This window comes from Yersinia aldovae ATCC 35236, from assembly GCF_000173735.1.
GTDB lineage: Bacteria > Pseudomonadota > Gammaproteobacteria > Enterobacterales > Enterobacteriaceae > Yersinia > Yersinia aldovae.
In genome coordinates, this window is record NZ_ACCB01000037.1 from 1 (window position 1) to 20,851 (window position 20,851).

Here is a 20,851-nt window from a genome sequence, read left to right on the forward strand (position 1 = left end):
CAGGTGTTATTGCCTGATCACACAGTAAATGTGACTTGAAATTTACGGGTTAACCGTCTCTTGCGGTGCCCGTGGGTTACGGCTGATGAACATCGCATCGCCGTAACTGAAAAAGCGGTATTGTTCTGCCACCGCTTGTTGGTATGCATTCATGGTATTTTTATAACCAGCAAAAGCAGAAACCAGCATTATCAATGTTGATTCAGGTAAATGGAAGTTGGTTATTAATGCATCCACCACCTGATAGTGATAACCGGGATAAATAAAGATTTTGGTATCGCCAAAGAAGGGGGCAATCAGGCCGTTATCGGTGGCCTTGGCAGCGCTTTCCAGTGAACGCACTGAGGTGGTGCCCACCGCGACGACTCGGTTGCCACGCGCTTTACACGCCAAAACCGCGTCGACGACATCTTGCGGCACTTCTGCATATTCGGAATGCATAATGTGCTCTTCAATGGTATCCACTCGCACGGGCTGAAATGTTCCCGCGCCAACGTGCAAAGTGACAAAAGCCATCTCAATGCCTTTTTCGCGCAGTGCGGCCAGCATTGGCTCATCAAAATGCAGCCCAGCGGTTGGTGCAGCTACTGCGCCCGGACGTTGGCTATACACCGTTTGATACAATTCACGGTCAGCATCTTCATCAGGGCGATCAATATAAGGAGGCAAAGGCATATGACCGACAGCATTAAGGATAGTGAAAACGTCCCGCTCATCGTCAAAACGTAGCTCGAATAGCGTGTCATGGCGTGCCAGCATGGTGGCTTGGATGCTCTCATCATCGCCCAACAGCAGCTCTGCACCGGGTTTCGGCGCTTTAGAGGCTTTGACATGAGCCAGTACACGGTGATCATCCAAAACGCGTTCAACTAACACTTCAAGCTTGCCGCCACTGGCTTTACGGCCAAATAAACGCGCCGGAATAACCCGCGTGTTATTGAATACCAGCAGATCACCAGGTAGTAGTTTATCCAGCAAATCAGTAAAAATGCCGTGCGTTAGTGTGCCCGTTGGGCCATCCAGAGACAATAAACGGCAGCCGCTACGCTGGGGCTGAGGGTAATGGGCAATCAGAGATTCCGGCAGCTCAAAAGAAAAATCGGCAACACGCATGGCTTTCCACTTCATATCAAAACAGACCCGACCAGCACAGATGATGGGCAGGTTCACAAAAACAGGCGGCTAGTCTAGAGCCCTCAAGGGCTGGCTGCAAGAAATAAGGAGAGTTAGCGGCTATTTGCATTATACTCAACGCATGAATTTTCTTGCTCACCTCCATCTGGCAACACTGGCTGACAGCTCTTTATTGGGCAATTTGCTGGCTGATTTTGTGCGCGGTAATCCACAAGGGGAATACTCCCCTGAAATAGTCGCAGGCATCATGATGCATCGCCGTGTTGATGTCATGACCGATACGCAGCCGTTGGTCAAAGAAGCCCGTTCTTATTTCAGTGCCGATTATCGCCGGGTTGCACCTATAACACTGGATGTTTTATGGGATCACTTCCTAGCCCGTCATTGGGATCAATTAATGCCAGACTGCACCTTGCCCGATTTTATCCTACATGCGCAAAGCCAGATTTTACCCCATTTACCACAAACACCGCCGCGCTTTCAGAACCTGAATGCCTATCTATGGTCAGAGCGTTGGTTGGAACGCTACGCTGAACTCCCCTTTATAGCGGATGTGTTACAAGGTATGGCAAGCCGCCGGCCAAAACTGGTGGCACTTGCTGGCTCTTTTAGCGACATAGAACAACACTATCAGCCGTTAGAAAATCTTTTTTTGACGTTTTATCCTGAGATGATGCAGGAAGCGCAACGCAAACAAATTTAGGCAAAACCACTCAATTAGCATGGTTATCAAGACTAAGTCACTTGCGCTTTTCGTCAGAATGGGTATCTTAACAAGACTACGAATCTAAAATCGTTATAACGATAGGCAAAAGCTATCACAGCGATTGGTATTTATCCCTTTATTCATAGCGCTTAAATACCTATGCTGTGCCGATACTTTAAGACAACTGGTTAATCCATCCCTATTAACAGGAGTAATTTATGGTTCTGGTAACTCGTCAAGCCCCTGATTTTACAGCAGCTGCTGTTCTTGGTAGCGGTGAAATCGTTGAAAACTTCAACCTGAAAAAACACCTGAACGGTCGCCCAGCCGTCCTGTTCTTCTGGCCAATGGACTTCACTTTTGTTTGTCCTTCAGAGTTGATCGCTTTCGACCACCGTTACGAAGAATTCCAGAAACGTGGCGTTGAAGTTGTTGGTGTTTCTTTCGACTCCGAGTTTGTACATAACGCATGGCGTAAAACCCCGGTTGATAATGGCGGTATTGGTGAAGTTAGATACCCAATGGTTGCTGATATCAAACGTGAAATTCAGAAAGCCTACGGCATTGAGCACCCAGATGCGGGTGTTGCACTGCGCGGCTCTTTCTTGATCGACAAAAACGGTGTTGTTCGTCACCAAGTGGTTAACGACCTGCCACTGGGCCGTAACATTGACGAAATGCTACGTATGGTTGACGCACTGCAATTCCACGAAGAACACGGCGACGTTTGCCCTGCTCAGTGGGAAAAAGGCAAAGCAGGTATGGGCGCATCTCCAGATGGCGTCGCTAAATACCTGTCTGAAAACGCCTCTAAACTGTAATAACAGTTTATGCCGCCCCTGATTTATTCGGGGGTATCAAGCCATTCAGTTCACGCTGACTGGCTTTTTTTTTATTTTGTAAAATTTGCAAATGGGTGCTTGAAAACTGCTACCTGACAACGAAAGACGGGGATTGCTCCCCGCCCGATTGCCTTACCGTTCAGATTCGTAAGCTAAAATGGCCGCAACCTCTTTGTTTCCATCTTTTAAGCGTAATTCACACAGTGACTTATGCGTAATCAATGTAAATGCCAGTACTGTTATACAAACAATTAATAGGCATAGAACAAACGTTTTTTGTGGCATATTCAGCCTCCTTGCCTTGCCTTTCTGCGGGTATAAGGCTACCGTAACGTTGTCTGGCGTTACAGAGAGCCTCGTATTGATTAATTTTAATACGGGGCTTTTCTCTGCCTGCTTTCAGCCGAACATAAGTACTTAAAGCAGACAGCCTCAAGCACCCGCCGCGAGTCTATATAATAATCTTTTCGATTCCAAGCTTATGCAATTTAGCAATATTTACTTATTTTCAATAAGTTATTTCTATTTATCTTCACTCCACTCAAACAAAACATACCTCCCTGTCTGGCAACAACTGACTTATTTTCCTTGCGCTGCCAATTAATTAGCAAACATAAACATTAATTCTGCTATTAATTATTACTGATGTGTATTCTGCATATTTCATAAGCAGCAATTTTAAGCTGCCAAACAAAAATGATCAGGTAATCCCTGGCGAGCAGGAAATAACAGGAGTCAGAATGTTTTTGAAAAAATGGAACAAACCTATCACTGTATTGACCTTACTGGTCAGCGGCACACTTCATGCCGCCTCTACACCCGCAGTAGAAGCAAAAAATGGCATGGTAGTCACCTCACAGTACCTCGCTTCACAAGTGGGGACTGACATCTTAAAAATGGGCGGAAATGCAGTGGATGCTGCCGTCGCGGTGGGATACGCGCAAGCCGTGGTGAACCCATGTTGTGGCAATATCGGCGGCGGCGGCTTTATGACCATTCATCTTGCCGATGGAACTGACACATTTATAAACTTCCGTGAAACTGCGCCAGCCGCAGCCAGTGCTGATATGTATCTGGATAAAGAGGGCAAAGTCACCAAAGATGCCAGTTTGTATGGCTATCTGGCCGCCGGCGTCCCCGGAACAGTGCTGGGTATGGACAGCGCACAAAAGAAATACGGCAAATTAACTCGCCAACAAGTGATGGCTCCGGCAATCAAACTGGCACGGGAAGGCTTTGTGTTAACTCGTGCTGACACGGATATTCTTGACACAACAGTTAAACGCTTCCGTCAAGATCCTGAATCTGCTCGTATTTTCCTGCGTAAAAACGGCGAAGCTCTGCAACCGGGGGATCGCCTGGTTCAAACAGATTTGGCTGATACCTTGACTGCAATATCTGAAAAAGGGCCAGATGCTTTCTATCAGGGGAAAATACCGCAAGCCGTTGAAGCAGCAGCTAAAAAAGGCGGAGGTATTTTGACCGCTGCTGATTTTGCCAATTATAAAATAACTGAAACTGCACCGATCACCTGTAGTTATCGTGGCTATAAATTCGTTTCATCACCACCGCCCAGTTCAGGCGGGGTGACATTATGTGAAACGCTAAATGTTTTGGAAGGATATGACCTGAAAAGCATGGGTTTCAACTCTGCGGCTTATATCCATACCCTGACCGAAGCCATGCGCCATGCCTATATGGATCGCAACACCTTCCTCGGCGATCCTGAATTTGTTAAGAATCCGATTGACCGCCTTTTGAGTAAAAGCTACGCCGCCGATATCCGTAAACAAATTGTCGCGAACCAGGCCACCCCCTCGGTAGAAGTACAACCGGGTATGCAACCCCATGAAAAACCAGAAACAACCCACTACTCGATTGTCGACCATGAAGGCAATGCCGTCTCAACGACCTATACCGTCAATGGCCGCTTCGGAGCGGTGGTCATCGCGCCCGGCACCGGTTTCTTCCTGAATGATGAAATGGACGATTTCACCGTCAAAGTGGGCGAACAGAATATGTATGGTTTAGTGCAAGGTGCAACCAACTCCATTGCCCCCGGTAAGCGCCCACTATCGTCCATGAGCCCGACATTGGTGACCAAAGACGGTAAGACATTTATGGTTTTAGGCTCTCCGGGTGGTTCACGCATTATCACTATTACCCTGCAAACGGCTCTGAATGTGATTGACCACGGCATGGCTCCGCAAGAAGCGATAGATGCACCACGAATTCATCATCAATGGTTACCGGATGAGGTTTATTACGAACAGCGCGGTGTTTCGGCTGATAGCCTTAACCTTTTGACAAAAATGGGATACAAAATGGTTGAACAGAATCCGTGGGGCGCGGCTGAATTGATTCTGGTCGGTCTGGCAGGTATCGAAGGTGTTAGCCCAGCTAATTCGGGTAATGATTCTGCTGTCTCAGGGAAAGTACGAGAGGGCTACTTGTACGGTGCTAATGATGTTCGCCGCCCGGCAGGGGCTGCCGTCGGTTATTAATAATGTAAAATGATAACCCCCCCATCAAGGTATCGATAGGGGGTATTTATCAGGATAAGTCATATCACCACGGCAATGAATGGCCTTGATAATCAATGAAAGCGTGCCCACCCTTGCCTGATACATGTTCGATTTGATCTACCACCCCTTTCACACTGGTCGCGATTGTCAGCGGTGCAGCATCGCCGCCCATATCCGTTTTCACCCAACCTGGATGGATGGATAATATAGTCAATGTCGGGTCAGCCACTTCAGCGACCAGATTGCGCGTCATCATGTTCAGTGCGGCTTTACTGGCTGAATATAACGGTTTATGGCCGGAAGTATTATGGCCCAAGCTGCCCAATTGAGAAGACATAAAAGCCAGCACGCTGTGAGCCGGATTTCGTTGCCCCAACAAGCGCTGGGCGATACGAATTGGCGAAATCGCATTCGTTTGGAACAATTCGAGGATCTCTTGCGGCGTGGCATCAACAGCAGATTGATGCTCAGGGCCGGAAATACCCGCATTAACAAATATCAGGTCAAATTTTTCATCTTTAATTTGCGGCAAGAACTGCTCGATACTTTCTGATTGATTAATATCTAATGTTAACCAATGAGCAGCATGTGCTCCGCTCTCTTTCGCCGCACCGCGGGTTGTCGCAGTGACCGCCCAGCCACGGCGACTAAGCTCATCAACCAGCCCGAGGCCCAAGCCCCGTGAAGCGCCGATAATCAATGCCTTTCTTTTAATGGTATTCATGTGTTCTTTCCTTCGCTGAGTTTGCCGGTTAACCAGTGGTCTATCATATATATACAGTATCTCAACAAAAGAAAAAGCAGCACCTGGCTGCTTTTAATCTCTATCGGGTAACTATTTAGTTAGCGCTCACCAACGCCACGCCATAGCGTCACACTTTCACCCAACAATTGTAGATTGGCTCCCACTTCAGTGACATTCAACGCAGATTTGCCCTCCAGGCAGCGCCACTGGGTAACATTGAGTAAAGGGGATGAGGGCAGTTGGATATCAGCATCACTGTTACGTTGCAGTGCCACCAGTACCCGCTCACGCTGATAACTGCGGATAAACACCAGAGAGTCGCCATCAGCATGGATCACCTGACAACCGCCACGCCTGAGCGCCAGGCTCTTATGGCGCAAAGCCGCCATACGCTGACACAGTTTTAGCAGGTTGTTATCCCACTGTGACTCATCCCACGGGAACGGCTTGCGACAAAAGGGATCATTGCCACCCTCCAGGCCGATTTCATCGCCATAGAATAAACAAGGCACGCCAATCCAGCTAAACAACCATATCAGCGCCATTTGCATTCGCGCTTTATCATTATTCAGCAGCGTTATAAATCGAGCGGTATCATGGCTGTCCAACTGATTAAATAGTCTAAGCTGCTGATGATGAGGCAGCCCAGCGCGGTATTCATCCATCCAGTAAGCACAATCCTCAGCCGTCAGCTTTATCGGATGATAAGCCACGTCAAGACCGGCTAGAAAGCCACGAACGGGCAGCGCAAATCCCATATAATTCATTGCCGAATCTTCTACCCCGGCATGTAACCAATGACGCGCATCACCAAAGTGCTCACCCAGAATATAGGCTTGTGGGTTCTCTTGTTTGGCGGCCTGATAGATACCCGCCAAATGGCGTAAATTACCTTTCGCACCGCCCTCTTCACCCAGCATATGCACCACGTCCAGTCGCCAACCATCAATACTGTAAGGGGGCCGCAACCAATACCTTACGACGCTATCATCACTGCGATAAATTTGATTCACCACATCTTGATGGGCAAAATTGAGTTTGGGTAAACTCGCATTCCCTTTCCAATTCAGCGCCCGCCCATCCGGGAAGAAATTAAACCAGCCGCGATACGGCGAGTCCTCATGATGACAAGCCCCATTTTCACCTTGCTGATGGCGGTCAAACCAATGATGCGAGTCACCGGTATGATTAAATACACCATCAAGTATCAGCTTTATTCCTGCATCCTGAGTCGCCGCGCGTAATTGCAGAAAAGCACGCTCACCGCCAAGGTAGGGATCAACCTGATAATAATCTTGTGTGTCATATTTATGCACACTGGGGGCGGTAAAAATGGGATTAAGATACAGCGCCGTAACACCAAGCTGTTGCAAATAAGGGATTTTTTGGCTGATGCCGGTCAGGTCACCACCATAGAATGTTGAAGCCGCATTCACATCATCCAGTGGGTATTGCCACTCACGGCGAGCAACCGCATGACCCGCAGCATGATGAAAATAGCTGCCATCTTGCACACCATGTTCACCCAGACTCGAGGCAAAACGATCGGGGAAAATTTGATAAAAAATCTGATCGGCAACCCAGTCAGGCCCACTGTCTGGGAACGCTAACGCAAACTGTGCCAACTGTGCGGGTGGAACTACCGAAAATCCTAACGGGCCAAACCACTGCTGATTATCACCCCATAACAGTTTGAAACAGTAGCGCCGAATAGGCTGGCCTTCGTGTAACGGCAACGTTGCGCGATAACGCCAAAAGCCATGATGTAGCTCGCCTTTCATGGTGAGCAACCACTCTTCATTATCTGGCTCACAGCGTAAAAACACCTGTGTGGGTAATGTATCGCTCTGCAACGCTTCGCCATGCAGCCATAAAGTAATATGGAATGTGTCACCGCGCTGACGGACAAACGGCGGGACGGGAAGATGCCAACCACTCAGCATAAAACTCTCCTGCTTTAACCCAAACGATTACTATTAAGGCTATCTGGTGCAGACATTAACGCCGCGACACATTCACCTGTATAAATAAACCGGTATCAACAATGCCATGTTGTGCAGAAACCCCCCTCATCTATTAGCATAAATATCAGGGATGAGAACGGGGGCGGAGAGGATTATTGAATGACTAAATGAAAGAGACAAAAAAGCCGGGATATTTCCCGGCTCAAACCGCTGACAGAATCAACTGAAGAGGAATCGTACTACATGAGCCACGGGAGTGCCCTTCAACACGGTAACCCCTCACTCACTGAGCTATCAGCGGCGTTATTATTAATATTTTACTCTGCTTCTTTCACTGCTACTGCATGTTTCTTCTGATGGCTGACCTTGAAGTAGTATCCCACCAATAGCAGCACAATCCACACTAACCCGACATACAGCGAAACCCGCGTCGTTGGGAACCAACCAATCAGGCCAATGATGAATACCAGGAAAATGATTGCCAGCACTGAGGTTAATGTCCCACCTCGCAGCGGGAAGTCCAGCGCTTTAATTTGATCTTCGCTCAACGAACGGCGGAAACCAATCTGAGAGCACAGGATCATAATCCAGACCCACACCGTGGCAAATGTGGCCAGTGATGCAATCACCAGGAAGACATTTTCTGGCATGATGTAGTTCAGATAAACCGCAATCAGCATGGCAAACATCATCACCAACACCGTGACCCACGGCACACCACGTTTGGAAATCGCACCAAACACTTTCGGCGCATGGCCCTGTTCTACCATCCCATTCAACATGCGGCCAACGCCAAACACATCACTGTTAATGGCAGATAGCGAAGCGGTAATCACCACAAAATTCAGAATACCGGCCGCAACGGTTATCCCCATATGTTGGAACGTTAAGACGAACGGGCTACCGTTAGTCCCCACCTGATTCCACGGGTAGATAGACATAATGACGAACAGTGTACCGACATAAAATACCAGAATACGCCACGGTACAGAGTTAATCGCTTTCGGAATGGATTCTTTCGGATTTTCAGCTTCACCGGCCGTAATACCGATGATTTCAATCCCGCCATAAGCGAACATCACCAGTTGTAATGACAACATCATGCCAACAAAACCATTACTGAAGAAGCCGCCGTTAGTCCATAAATTATGAATGCCGGTCGGTTGCCCCCCGTTACCGATACCCCAGACAATAATTCCGACCCCGGCCAGAATCATGATGATGATGGTGGCGACTTTAAAGAATGAAAACCAGAACTCCAGTTCCCCGAAGACTTTCACGCTCATCATATTGACTGCGCCAATAATAAGAACAACACTCAGTACCCATACCCAATGAGGAACATCTGGGAACCAGACCCCCATATAGATACCGAATGCGGTCACATCAGCAATAGCGACAATCAATATCTCAAAGCAGTAGGTCCAACCCGTAATATAACCCGCCATTGGCCCAAGATAGTCTTGTGCATATCGTGAAAAAGAGCTGGCCTGCGGGTTATTGACCGACATTTCACCCAAGGCACGCATGATGATAAATGCCACCACGCCACCAATCAGGTACGCCAATAATACACTTGGCCCCGCCATTCTGATTGCATCAGCCGAACCATAGAATAAGCCAGTACCTATTGCCGAACCCAATGCCATAAAACGGATATGGCGCGTTGTCAGGCCACGTTTAAGCTTATTTTTGACTGGTAAATCCATGAACATTGCCCCGTCTTTTTTCAGCAAAAAGCCACGGGGGTGAGCCGTGGCTAAGAATACTTCCTGACTGTGTCGTTATTGCTTGGCAGCAATTTCCTGACGACAGCAGATGCGATCGTACAACCCTACGACGACGAATACCAGCAAGGAAGGTGATAACCATGCCAAACCTTGCTCAGCCAGCGGCAGATGCTGAGTCCACGCAGGCAAGAAATGGGCAAGTGTAGAGGCTTTTACCGCATCAAGGATGCCGAATATCAAGCTTATCAACATCACCGGAGCGACGATACGTGACGCGTTACGCCACCAGCGCAGAGTGAAACTCATCAGAACCAGTACGATACAAGGCGGATAAATCGCCGTCAGAACCGGAATCGAAATCTGAATCAGATGACTCAACCCCAAATTCGATACCAGCATTGAGAAGATACCGAGGATAAACACCAACGAGCGGTACGATAGCGGCAAATATTGTGCAAAGAACTCAGCACAGGCACAGGTCAGGCCCACCGCAGTAACCATACACGCGATGAAAATCAATGCTGCCAGGAACACGCTGCCCAAACCACCAAAGGTATGCTGAACGTACGCATGTAATACCACCGCGCCATTTTGCGCCTCTGGCACCAGGCTGCCACTGCTTGAGCCTAATTTAAACAGACTCAGGTAGACCAGTGTCAGACCAATACCGGCAATCAAACCGGCCCAGATGGTATAGCGGGTCAGCAATTGTGAGGATACAACGCCACGAGAACGGGCAGCATTAACAATAACGATACCGAAGACCAATGCCCCCAAGGTATCCATCGTCAGATAACCATTGACGAAACCAGAGGAGAAAGGCACTTGCTGGTAAGCATCGGTGGCCGGAATCAAGGGGCCAGCAGGCCAAATCAACGCCGCGATACCCAAAATTGCCAACGCTAAAATCTTCAGCGGAGCCAGAATATGGCCAACCGTATCCAGCAGGCGACCAGGATACAACGAGATACCTATTACCAGCGCGAAATAGACAACGCTATAGATAAACAGGGGTAATGGGCCGTCACCTGTCAGCGGGGCGATACCCACCTCGAAGGACACGGTAGCCGTACGCGGAGTCGCAAACAGTGGGCCAACCGCCAGATAACAGACCGTTGCCAACACCAAACCGGCACTGCGGCCAATGGGGGTGCTCAATGCATCAATACCGCCACCAACGCGGGCTAGCGCGATAACAGTAATGACCGGTAGCCCAACGGCAGTGATCAGAAAGCCAATTGCAGCCCACCAGACATGTTCACCTGATTGCAACCCCACCATTGGCGGGAAAATGATATTGCCCGCGCCAACAAATAAGGCAAAGGTCATAAAACCTAATGCCATAATATCTTTAGATGATAAACGATGACTCATAGTGATGTGTGTTGCCTAGTTAAAATGACCAAAAGAAAAAGTGCTGAGTTGTGGTCTTTCCGACGTGTTCGAAACGATACAAAGCTCTGATAAACGCAAACTCCGGCGGTTAATAGGCAATCTATTTCGACAGTATGCAGTGTTTTTGAAGTTATTTGCAGGTGGAATAGGCCAACAACGGCGCTAAGTAGACCGTTTATAGCGGAGAAAGGCAAGTCAGGATCATAAAAGCAGAGTGATCATCCAGATATTATTGTAAAAGCAGCAAATAATGCCAGATTTAGATAAATACACGCCATATGATTTGTAGCATTTATAGCCAAACATTAACAATTAGCAGCCAATCGGCTCTGACAAACTCCGTCAATTCACACTTGAACTAATCAGTAAAACCCACGGTATTTCTCGTTTGAATCAGCATCTCAGGGGGAAGCGGCAGGTAGCCATCATGGGTAGCCAATCTTTGCCCCTGCGGTGATAACACTCGCTCAAGGAATGCCGCAGTCAATGGCTCCAATGGCTGCCCCGGTGCCTTATTGATATAAATATACAGATAGCGCGACAACGGATAACGCCCCTCTCTGACATTCTCAGCCGTCGGCATCACGAAATCCTGCCCAACGGCGGCCAGAGCTAAGGCTTTCACTCCACTATGGCGAAAGCCCATGCTGGCATAACCGATACCATTTAATGAACCTGCCACGGCTTGCGCTACCGATGAGGAACCCGGCAATTCATTGATATCTGTCATAAAATCGCCATCACACAGTACCCGGTGCTTAAAAAAACCATAAGTTCCGGAGGCTGAATTACGGCTATAACGTTGCAACGATCGCTCAGCCCAATCGCCACTTAGACCTAACTCGCCGAAACGCCGAATCGGGCGTGGTTCTCCGCAGCGGCGATTCTGAGAGAAAATGGCATCAAGCTGCGATAAAGTCAGTTTATTCAGCGGATTATCCTGATGAACAAACACCACCAACGCATCAACCGCCACCGGCACTGCCAACGGCGGGTAGCCATAGCGTTGAATAAAGGCGTTAATCTCACCAGCTTTCATCGGCCTGCTCATCGGCCCGAGTTGAGTTGCCCCCGACGCCAGCGCCGCAGGCGCGGTAGAGGAACCCGCCGCCTGTATTTGCAGATTAACACCAGGATAGTGATGATTGAAATCATCGCCCCATAGGGACATCAGGTTGGCGAGAGTATCAGAACCGACACTGGAGAGGTTGCCTGACAACGTGTTCGCAGCCGAGGCGGGTATGACGTTATCGCCTGTCGCCACAGGGGGAACTGCCGCCACAGCGTACACTAACGCCGCACAACTAAACCATAATATGGCAGACAATTGCGCCAGTTTTCCCCATTTCATCAGGTTAATGTCCGAGCCTTCTAAGATTTGACTGCATTCTCAGCTAAAACCACTGGAACAATCAACCGATTCGGCAAGGTAAAAATAAAACGGGTACCCAAACCGATTTCGCTTATCACGTCCAGCCGCGCGTCATGATGACTCAATGCATGTTTCACAATCGCCAGCCCCAGCCCGCTGCCACCGGTTTGGCGAGAGCGCGCCTTATCCACCCGATAGAAGCGCTCAGTCAAGCGTGGGAGATGTTCAGGGCTGATCCCCGGCCCATTATCGCTCACCTGGAATTGCGCGCCTTGAGGGGTTTGCTGCCAGCAGACTTCAATTTTAGTCCCCTCTGGTGTGTGGTTCACCGCATTATAAACCAGATTTGATACTGCACTGCGCAGTTGATCCTCGTTTCCAAAGACTCTTAGTTGTTCATTGACCCTGAAAGTAATCTCGTGACGACCATTGCTCAATGCCTGCACTTCGTGCTGCAACACTTTCAACATCAAGGGGATATCTACCCGCTCATTCATATCCACATTCGGCGCGGCTTCAATACGCGATAACGTCAGCAACTGCTTCACCAGCCCATCCATCCGCTTGGTCTGCTCCTGCATTGTGCCCAAAGCCTTATCGCGCAACGGCCCTGTCAACGCTTGGTCATGCATCATTTCCAGATAACCTTGCAATACTGTTAATGGCGTGCGCAATTCGTGGCTGACATTAGCAAAGAAATTGCGCCTTGCCCCCTCCAACTGACGCATCTGGGTCACATCGCGGGCCACCATCAGCAATTGCCCTTCGGTATAAGGCATCACCCGGAACTCCACGAAATAACCATTATTCAATTGCAGGGTTAACGGACGGGCGAACTCTTGCTGTTGCAGATATTGGCTAAATTCCGGATAACGCAATAAATTGAGGATATGCTGACCGTTATCCTCTGGCCATCGGAACCCCAGCAGATGTTGAGCCAGGCCGTTACACCAGAAAATATTGCCCTCGATGGTGGTGATAACCACTGCATCCGGCAGTGATTCCGCCCCACTGCGAAAACGCTTGATAAGCAATGCCAATTCACGCCGACGCCTGCGATTACGCAGTTGCATCTGGTATAAACCATAAAATAGCGGCTCCCAACTCCAGCGGCCAGCAGGCGGGGTCATACTGCGGTCTAACCATAGCCAGTGGGATAATTTGAGTTGGTTATAAAAATTCCAGACCAGTGCTGCGACGACCGAAACTAATAATAGCCACGGCAAATAGCCGATGACAGCACCTAACAAGAGTGCGGGCAAACAAAAAAGAGCCAGCTCTATAGCCAGCATTTTCCATGATAAGCGTTCTAACACAACGAATTCTCCGGCACTGAAAACTCAGTAGCGCGTTGAGAAACGGTATCCGGTTCCCCGGACAGTTTGTACCATTTTATCATGGCCATCAGTTTCAAGCGCCTTACGTAACCGACGAATATGCACGTCAACCGTGCGGTCTTCTACATAAACGTTAGTGCCCCAGACATAATTAAGCAACTGTTCACGGCTGTATACCCGCTCGGGATGAGTCATAAAGAAGTGCAGCAGTTTGAACTCGGTCGGCCCCATATCGAGCGCGTGTTCATTAGACATGACACGATGCGATGAAGGATCAAGACTTAACCCTTGCATTTCAATCACTTCCTCGACTGCCATTGGCGATATTCGACGCATCACAGCTTTAATACGTGCCACCAACTCTTTTGGCGAAAAAGGTTTAGTAATATAGTCATCCGCGCCCACTTCCAGCCCACGCACCCGATCTTCTTCTTCGCCACGGGCGGTCAGCATCATCACGGGTATATCCCGTGTTAATGCTTCACGTTTCATATGTTTAATAAACTGGATACCCGAGCCGCCGGGCAGCATCCAGTCCAACAGCACTAAATCAGGGAAAGGTTCCGACAGGCGCATTACCGCACTGTCATAATCTTCGGCTTCTAACGGTTGGTAACCATTTTGTTCCAACACAAAGCACACCATCTCACGGATAGGTGCTTCATCTTCCACCACCAGTATGCGTCTTGCCATCATCAACCCTGCCAGTATGTTAGTGGTCACTATTTGAGTTCGGAAGCCATTATGCGTCACTTTTGTGACAGATTTATGAAAAATATCACACATCCGCAACCAATAAGCATAGTGATAAGTTTCATGAAATTTGCAAAATTCAGTAGCCAACGTTGCGAGACGTCTCGAAGATTTATCTCATCATATTTTTTTAGCCGCGACATCCTGTTACCAGCGTTTATAATCAGCGCCATTCACTTTGACCGATAACCTGCCATCGCGGGAGATTTATGCGTATTATTCATACCTCTGACTGGCATTTGGGGCAGCATTTTTATACCAAAAGTCGTGCTGCCGAACATCAGGCATTTCTGCACTGGCTCATTGAGCAGATCGAAGAAAATCAGGTAGATGCGCTGATCATTGCTGGCGACATATTTGACACAGGTTCTCCACCCAGCTATGCCCGCGAGCTGTATAACCGCTTTATTGTCAGCCTCCAGCCCACTGGCTGTCAGTTAGTCGTGCTCGGCGGTAATCATGATTCAGTGGCAACATTGAATGAATCGCGCGGTTTGCTTTCATACCTGAATACCACCGTAATCTCCTGTGCCAGCAACCGGTTGGAACAACAAATTATTATTCTAAAAAACAGGCAACAGCAACCGGCAGCCATACTCTGCGCCATTCCGTTCTTGCGGCCTCGTGATTTGGTCACCAGTCAGGCGGGTGAATCCGGTGGGCAAAAGCAACTGGCATTACAAGAAGCCATCGCAAACCACTATCAGGTGCTCTACCAACAGGCCGTGGAACTGCGTACCAAGCTTGACCTGCCACTGCCCATTATTGCCACAGGCCATCTGACCACCGTCGGCGTCACCACTACTGACTCGGTCCGTGATATCTATATCGGTACATTGGATGCTTTCCCCGCGCAAGCCTTTCCGCCAGCAGATTATATTGCTTTAGGCCATATCCATCGTGCCCAGCAAGTGGCTAAATCTGAGCATATCCGTTATAGCGGCTCACCCATCGCTCTCAGTTTTGATGAGTTAAGTAAAGAGAAAAGTGTTTATCTGGTTGAATTTTCGCAACAAATATTGGCGTCAGTAACCCCACTTTTCATACCACAATTCCAACCCATGCAGCTAATCAAAGGTGACTTAATACAGATAGAGCAGCAACTGGCTGTATTCTCTCATCATCAGGGCTTACCGGTATGGCTGGATATCGAAGTCGCCACACAGGATTATCTCACCGATATTCAACGGCGAATTCAGGCATTAGCCGCAGACTTACCTGTTGAAGTGGTGTTACTGCGCCGTAGCAAAGAACAGCGTAATACCAGCATTCAACAACATGAAAAAGAGACACTCAACGAGCTGAGTGTCTCTGATGTCTTTGAACGCAGATTGGCATTGGAGGCGGATCTCGTCGAAGCACGCCAACAGAGGATGCGGCAAATGTTCAATCAGGTGGTGAATGACGTGACCTTAGGCAAAGATGCCACAGAGGAGCCATCCGCATGAAGATTTTAAGCCTGCGGCTAAAAAACATTAACTCCCTGCAAGGTGAATGGAAGATTGATTTCACCGTCGAACCGTTTCTCAGTAGCGGTTTGTTCGCCATCACCGGGCCAACAGGAGCGGGTAAGACCACACTGCTGGATGCCATCTGCCTGGCGTTGTATCACCAAACGCCACGTTTGAATGTCACCCCCAGCCAGAATGAACTGATGACACGCCACACCGCAGAGTCACTGGCAGAAGTTGAATTTGAGGTGAAAGGCGTCAGTTATCGTGCCTTCTGGAGCCAGCGGCGCGCTAAAAATAGCCCTGAGGGGAATTTGCAAGCACCTAAAGTCGAACTGGCGTTGTGCGAGAGCGGTAAAATTCTGTCCGATAAAGTGCGCGACAAGCTGGATATGATTGCAGAACTCACTGGCCTGGACTTTGGCCGTTTTACCAAGTCCATGATGCTATCACAGGGGCAATTTGCAGCATTCCTCAATGCCGATGCCAATGATCGGGCTGAATTACTGGAAGAATTAACTGGTACCGATATTTATGGCCGTTTATCGGAGCATGTTTTTGAACAACACAAACAAGCAAAAATCGACGTAGATGTGCTGCATCAGCGAGCCAGTGGCATTGAACTGTTAAATGAAGAACAGCGTCTGGCACTCCAGCAGCAAATTGACACATTAAGACAACAAGAAAAACAGCTCACAGCAGAGCAGCTTGTCAATCAACAACAAATAAACTGGTTGATGAGTTACCAGCAGCAGCAACAACATGTGCTGCAATATCAGCAGCAGCGGCAATTAATCGCGCAAGAATACCAACAAGCACTGCCTGAACTGCAACGCCTGGCTCGCAGTGAGCCGGCAGAAAAATTACGCCCACTGCAACGCGAACGCGATCGCTGCCAGCAAGAGTTGCAACAGGTACAACTGCGCATCAGCACACTTCTCCAGCAACAACTACAATATCAGGTCCAACTCGCACCGCTGGCGCAGGCACTGGATAAAGCCAACGCTGCCCGCCAACAGCAAGCTTTTGAGCACCAGCGACAAGAAATAATTATCGAGCAAGAAGTGCTCCCGCTAGATAACGTTATCGCTCAACAGCATCACACCCTGGTACAGCTTAAAGAGCAGCTACAGCAGTTACAAAGTAAAGAGCAGCAAGGCCGACAGCAACTAGCGTTAAATGAACAAAAGCGGTTACAGGCACAACAGCGCCTGCAACAACTGGAAGAATATGCACGCCAGCATACTCACCATCAACACTGGGAAAAAAACCTACCGCTGTGGCGTGAACAATTTCGCCAATTACAGGCCCAACAACACCTATCGCTTGAAAATGAAAAACAACTACAACAGCAGGTCGCGTTACAAAATGACTTGCAGCAACAAATCGATGCCTTAGAGGAACAAGGCAAACAGCAACAAAGTGCACTGACCCAATCCAGTTTACAAGCACACAAAATTCAGCAGCAATTATTAACCCTTGAGCAACAGTCCCCCTCAGCACAGTTACGCCAGCAACTTAGCCAATTACAGCAACACCGCCCGATACGGCAACAATTGGCAACGCTATCTCCCTTAGCTCAACAGGTTGAGGTTCTACGCAATAAGCAACAACAACAATTCGATAGCCAGCAGCAACAACTAAAGCAGCTAGAACAACAGTTGGCAGAGAAACGTCAGTTATACAAACAACAAAAACAGCATCTGACAGATCTGGAGAGCTTACTGGATCGTGAAAAACAGATAGTCAGATTGGAGGCTGAAAGGGCCAAACTGCAACCGGGCGACGCCTGCCCGCTATGTGGTGCCACCGATCACCCCGCAATAGCTGAATACCAATCAATAAAACCCTCTGAAACAGCTGTCCGTGTTGATGCATTGCGTCGCGAGGTCGAACAGCTCTATACCGCTGGGACTGAGTTACGCACACAGGTAGAAAGTGTGCAACAGCAGCAGCAACGTTTAGAACAAGAATTGCAGCACAGCCAGCAACAATGGGTTGAGCACCAACAACGCTGGCAGGCATTAGCGCAGTCAATAGCACTTTCATTTACACTCAATGATCACGCAGCCTTAACAGACTGGTTGGAGCAACAAGAGCAAGCCGAGCAAGCGTATCAACTGAAACTGGCTGAATATGAACGGCTGAATCAGCAATATCAACAGGCCAAAGATGCAGTGACCCACGTTGAGCAACAACAGCAAAAGTATCTGCAACAACTGGCACTTATCACTCAACGTCAGCAAGATACTCTGCAATCGTACCAACGGTTACAACTACAGTATCAAAACCAACAACAAGAATTAGCCGATCAGCAGAAAACGTTCACCAATACACTGGCAAAACTCTCATTATCCCTACCGGACCCAGACCAGCAACAGAATTGGCTAACAAACAGGGAAGAGGAGTGCCAGCGTTGGCAGCAGCATCAACAAGAGCAACAACAGCTTGTTGTGGAGCAAAAAACGCTGGAAGCGCGGATTGAAGATGAACACCGCTATTTAAAAGAGTGTGTTGACCAGTTATCCCTGATAACTCAACAGCATCAACAAACTGAAACCCTGCTACAACAGAAAAACCTGCAGCGTCAGGCGTTGTTTGGTGATGTGATGGTTGCCGATGCGCGTCAGAAATTACGTGAGCAGCAGCAGCAGGCAGAGCATGTCCAACAAGCGGCGGCGCAAGCGTTGCAACAGGTTCAAACCGAGCTGAACAAACTATCGGGTGAGCTTACCGGATTGGAACAACAGTGTCTGCATAGTCAACAACGTGCTACAGCAACTCAAACCGAATTACAGCAAGCACTTCAGGCCAGTGAGTTTAGCGATGACGCTGCATTCACTGCGGCATTGTTGGATGAGGATGAACGGCAACGTTTACAGCAATTACAGCAGCAATTGAGCGAACGAAAGCAACAGGCGGATATTCGTCAGCAACAGGCAATCGAAACTCTGGATCAACATTTACACGCCAGCCCGACAGGGGTTGATCAGCATACTGAACTGAGTATCTTACAACAGCAGTCGGAACAACTTTCGGCACAATTAAAAACGACGACACTACGGCAAGGCGAATTACGTAACCAGCTAGAAACGGATACAGCTCGCCGCAACAACCAGCACGCGCTATTTGAGCAAATTGAGCGTAGCCAACAGCAATATGATGACTGGAGTTATCTCAATCAATTAATCGGCTCTAAAGAAGGCGATAAATTCCGCAAATTCGCGCAAGGTTTGACGCTCGACCATCTGGTCTATCTGGCAAATAACCAACTCAGCCGTTTACATGGCCGCTACCAGTTACAGAGAAAAACCAGTGACGCACTGGAGTTACAAGTGGTGGATACCTGGCAGGCGGATGCAATACGCGATACCCGCACACTTTCCGGTGGGGAAAGTTTTTTGGTCAGCCTGGCACTGGCATTGGCGTTATCTGATTTGGTCAGCCATAAAACCAGTATTGACTCACTATTTCTTGATGAAGGCTTCGGTACTCTGGATGCAGAAACGCTGGATATTGCCTTGGATGCTCTGGATAGTCTGAACGCTTCAGGTAAAACTATCGGGGTTATTAGCCATGTAGAGGCAATGAAAGAGCGAATTCCGGTGCAGATAAAAGTTAAAAAGGTCAACGGATTGGGAGTCAGCCGTTTAGACAGTATTTTTCAGGTGAAGTAGTATGATTTGGGTAAATCGAACAGGGCATTTACCCAAAGTCATTGGCGTTACAGCCAGGCAGCAAACAAGTGCACCCCGATGAGCTTACTCAAGTAAGTGATTCGGGTAAGCGAGAGCTGCTAACAACGCAGTGGCGTCAAGGGCGAAGGGTGGGCCACAACCAAGCTGCACCACGCACCCCACTCGAATCCCCGTGTAATGCTTTGCAAATGGGTGTCTCACACTCGCCGCCAAATACCCACGGACGAATTAACTTTGGTAGTGTTTGGTATAAACGATCAACATTGCTCATTCCCCCACCCAGTACGATTACATCCGGATCAAACAGGTTAACGACATGAGCCAGCGACTTGGCAAAGCGCCGCTCATAATTGTGCATTGCTCGTTCAGCAATTACATCGCCCTGCTCAACCAACGCCATGATCTCGTTACCTTTTAGTGGTTTCCCACTCATACGAAAGTAATCCGTGGCAAATCCGGTACCGGACACAAACGTCTCGATACACCCTCTTTTACCGCAATAACAGGATACATCTTGTTGATATTGCTGCTCTTCTTCATCTTGCCACGGTAATGGATTATGCCCCCATTCACCGGCAATACCATTACCACCAGCATGTACCCTCCCATCAATAGCAATACCTGAGCCGCAACCTGTGCCGATAATGGCTGCAAAAACCAGGTGTTTACCCGCTCCGGCGCCGTCTGTAGCCTCGGAAACCGCAAGACAATTAGCATCATTTGCCAGCCGTACCGGACGAGATAGTAATCCCGATAGATCCTTATCGAACATCTGACCATTCAGCCATACTGAATTGGCATTCTTTACTTTGCCAGTAAAGGGCGAAAGCGTGCCCGGAATTCCAACGCCAACACTGCCCTGCTCACCGGTAGCCGCCTCTGCATCTGCAACTAAAGTAGCAATAGCCTGTAAAGTCTTCTGATAATCATGGCGCGGTGTATCGATCCGTTTGCGGAAAAGCTCCTGCCCGTCATTGGCCAGTGCGATAACCTCTATTTTGGTGCCACCTAGATCTATACCAATGCGCATAGCGCCTCACCTCATTGACAGGATTATTCGTTGTTTCCACTAAGAGCCTTTAGCGCCAACTATTTTCAGCGATGAATCTCCGGTTTACCAAACACTTTCTGCTGTAAGCGTACTCGGCAGTTAAGCGGTGGTGATAAAAAGATCTCATCTATCCAGTTTGGACAATACC

Annotated in this window: 15 protein-coding genes; 5 read left to right on the forward strand and 10 right to left on the reverse strand. The window is 48.6% G+C overall.

Features of this window, described 5'->3' with window-relative positions:
• Nucleotides 1-42: 42 nt before the first annotated feature.
• Nucleotides 43-1,113, reverse strand: a complete 1,071-nt coding sequence (queA, locus tag YALDO0001_RS15285; protein ID WP_042546651.1) for a tRNA preQ1(34) S-adenosylmethionine ribosyltransferase-isomerase QueA — start codon at nucleotides 1,111-1,113, stop codon at nucleotides 43-45.
• 142 nt (nucleotides 1,114-1,255) lie between these two features.
• Between queA and YALDO0001_RS15290 the strand changes: the two genes are divergently transcribed.
• Both YALDO0001_RS15290 and YALDO0001_RS15295 read left to right on the forward strand, forming a co-directional pair.
• A complete protein-coding gene (locus tag YALDO0001_RS15290) occupies nucleotides 1,256-1,837 on the forward strand; it encodes an acyl carrier protein phosphodiesterase (RefSeq protein ID WP_004704429.1) in 582 nt (193 codons plus the stop codon).
• A gap of 221 nt (nucleotides 1,838-2,058) precedes the next feature.
• Entirely contained in the window at nucleotides 2,059-2,661 is a 603-nt protein-coding gene (locus YALDO0001_RS15295) for a peroxiredoxin C (RefSeq protein ID WP_004704430.1), read from the forward strand.
• Nucleotides 2,662-2,814: 153 nt separating this feature from the next.
• Here the strand turns inward: YALDO0001_RS15295 and YALDO0001_RS15300 are convergent, their stop codons facing one another.
• On the reverse strand, nucleotides 2,815-2,967 hold the full coding sequence (locus YALDO0001_RS15300; protein WP_004704431.1) for a type I toxin-antitoxin system Hok family toxin: 153 nt from the start codon (nucleotides 2,965-2,967) through the stop codon (nucleotides 2,815-2,817).
• A gap of 455 nt (nucleotides 2,968-3,422) precedes the next feature.
• Between YALDO0001_RS15300 and ggt the strand changes: the two genes are divergently transcribed.
• Nucleotides 3,423-5,186, forward strand: a complete 1,764-nt coding sequence (ggt, locus tag YALDO0001_RS15305) for a gamma-glutamyltransferase (RefSeq protein ID WP_042840224.1) — start codon at nucleotides 3,423-3,425, stop codon at nucleotides 5,184-5,186.
• 64 nt (nucleotides 5,187-5,250) lie between these two features.
• Here ggt and YALDO0001_RS15310 read toward each other — a convergent pair whose 3' ends face one another.
• The 7 genes from YALDO0001_RS15310 to phoB form a co-directional block, all read right to left on the reverse strand.
• On the reverse strand, nucleotides 5,251-5,931 hold the full coding sequence (locus YALDO0001_RS15310; RefSeq protein ID WP_004704433.1) for an SDR family oxidoreductase: 681 nt from the start codon (nucleotides 5,929-5,931) through the stop codon (nucleotides 5,251-5,253).
• 119 nt (nucleotides 5,932-6,050) lie between these two features.
• Nucleotides 6,051-7,895 (reverse strand): maltodextrin glucosidase, encoded by a 1,845-nt coding sequence (gene malZ / locus YALDO0001_RS15315; RefSeq protein WP_004704434.1) that lies wholly within the window; start codon nucleotides 7,893-7,895, stop codon nucleotides 6,051-6,053.
• Between the two features lie 338 nt (nucleotides 7,896-8,233).
• On the reverse strand, nucleotides 8,234-9,625 hold the full coding sequence (proY, locus tag YALDO0001_RS15320; protein ID WP_042840226.1) for a proline-specific permease ProY: 1,392 nt from the start codon (nucleotides 9,623-9,625) through the stop codon (nucleotides 8,234-8,236).
• Nucleotides 9,626-9,700: 75 nt separating this feature from the next.
• Nucleotides 9,701-11,020, reverse strand: coding sequence for a branched-chain amino acid transport system II carrier protein (gene brnQ, locus YALDO0001_RS15325; protein WP_004704436.1), 1,320 nt, complete (start codon nucleotides 11,018-11,020; stop codon nucleotides 9,701-9,703).
• Between the two features lie 379 nt (nucleotides 11,021-11,399).
• Nucleotides 11,400-12,392: a PstS family phosphate ABC transporter substrate-binding protein gene (locus YALDO0001_RS15330; protein WP_004704437.1), complete on the reverse strand. Its 993-nt coding sequence runs from the start codon at nucleotides 12,390-12,392 to the stop codon at nucleotides 11,400-11,402.
• 20 nt (nucleotides 12,393-12,412) lie between these two features.
• Nucleotides 12,413-13,729 (reverse strand): phosphate regulon sensor histidine kinase PhoR, encoded by a 1,317-nt coding sequence (gene phoR / locus YALDO0001_RS15335; protein WP_004704438.1) that lies wholly within the window; start codon nucleotides 13,727-13,729, stop codon nucleotides 12,413-12,415.
• 24 nt (nucleotides 13,730-13,753) lie between these two features.
• Nucleotides 13,754-14,443, reverse strand: coding sequence for a phosphate response regulator transcription factor PhoB (gene phoB / locus YALDO0001_RS15340; RefSeq protein WP_042546660.1), 690 nt, complete (start codon nucleotides 14,441-14,443; stop codon nucleotides 13,754-13,756).
• A gap of 269 nt (nucleotides 14,444-14,712) precedes the next feature.
• On the opposite strand from phoB, the gene sbcD reads away from it, so the two are divergent.
• Both sbcD and YALDO0001_RS15350 read left to right on the forward strand, forming a co-directional pair.
• Nucleotides 14,713-15,951 (forward strand): exonuclease subunit SbcD, encoded by a 1,239-nt coding sequence (gene sbcD, locus YALDO0001_RS15345; protein ID WP_004704440.1) that lies wholly within the window; start codon nucleotides 14,713-14,715, stop codon nucleotides 15,949-15,951.
• Nucleotides 15,948-19,631: an AAA family ATPase gene (locus tag YALDO0001_RS15350; RefSeq protein WP_042840227.1), complete on the forward strand. Its 3,684-nt coding sequence runs from the start codon at nucleotides 15,948-15,950 to the stop codon at nucleotides 19,629-19,631. Before sbcD ends, YALDO0001_RS15350 begins: the two co-directional genes overlap by 4 nt.
• Before the next feature lie 136 nt (nucleotides 19,632-19,767).
• Here YALDO0001_RS15350 and mak read toward each other — a convergent pair whose 3' ends face one another.
• A complete protein-coding gene (mak, locus tag YALDO0001_RS15355) occupies nucleotides 19,768-20,682 on the reverse strand; it encodes a fructokinase (protein WP_004704442.1) in 915 nt (304 codons plus the stop codon).
• Nucleotides 20,683-20,851 lie beyond the last annotated feature (169 nt).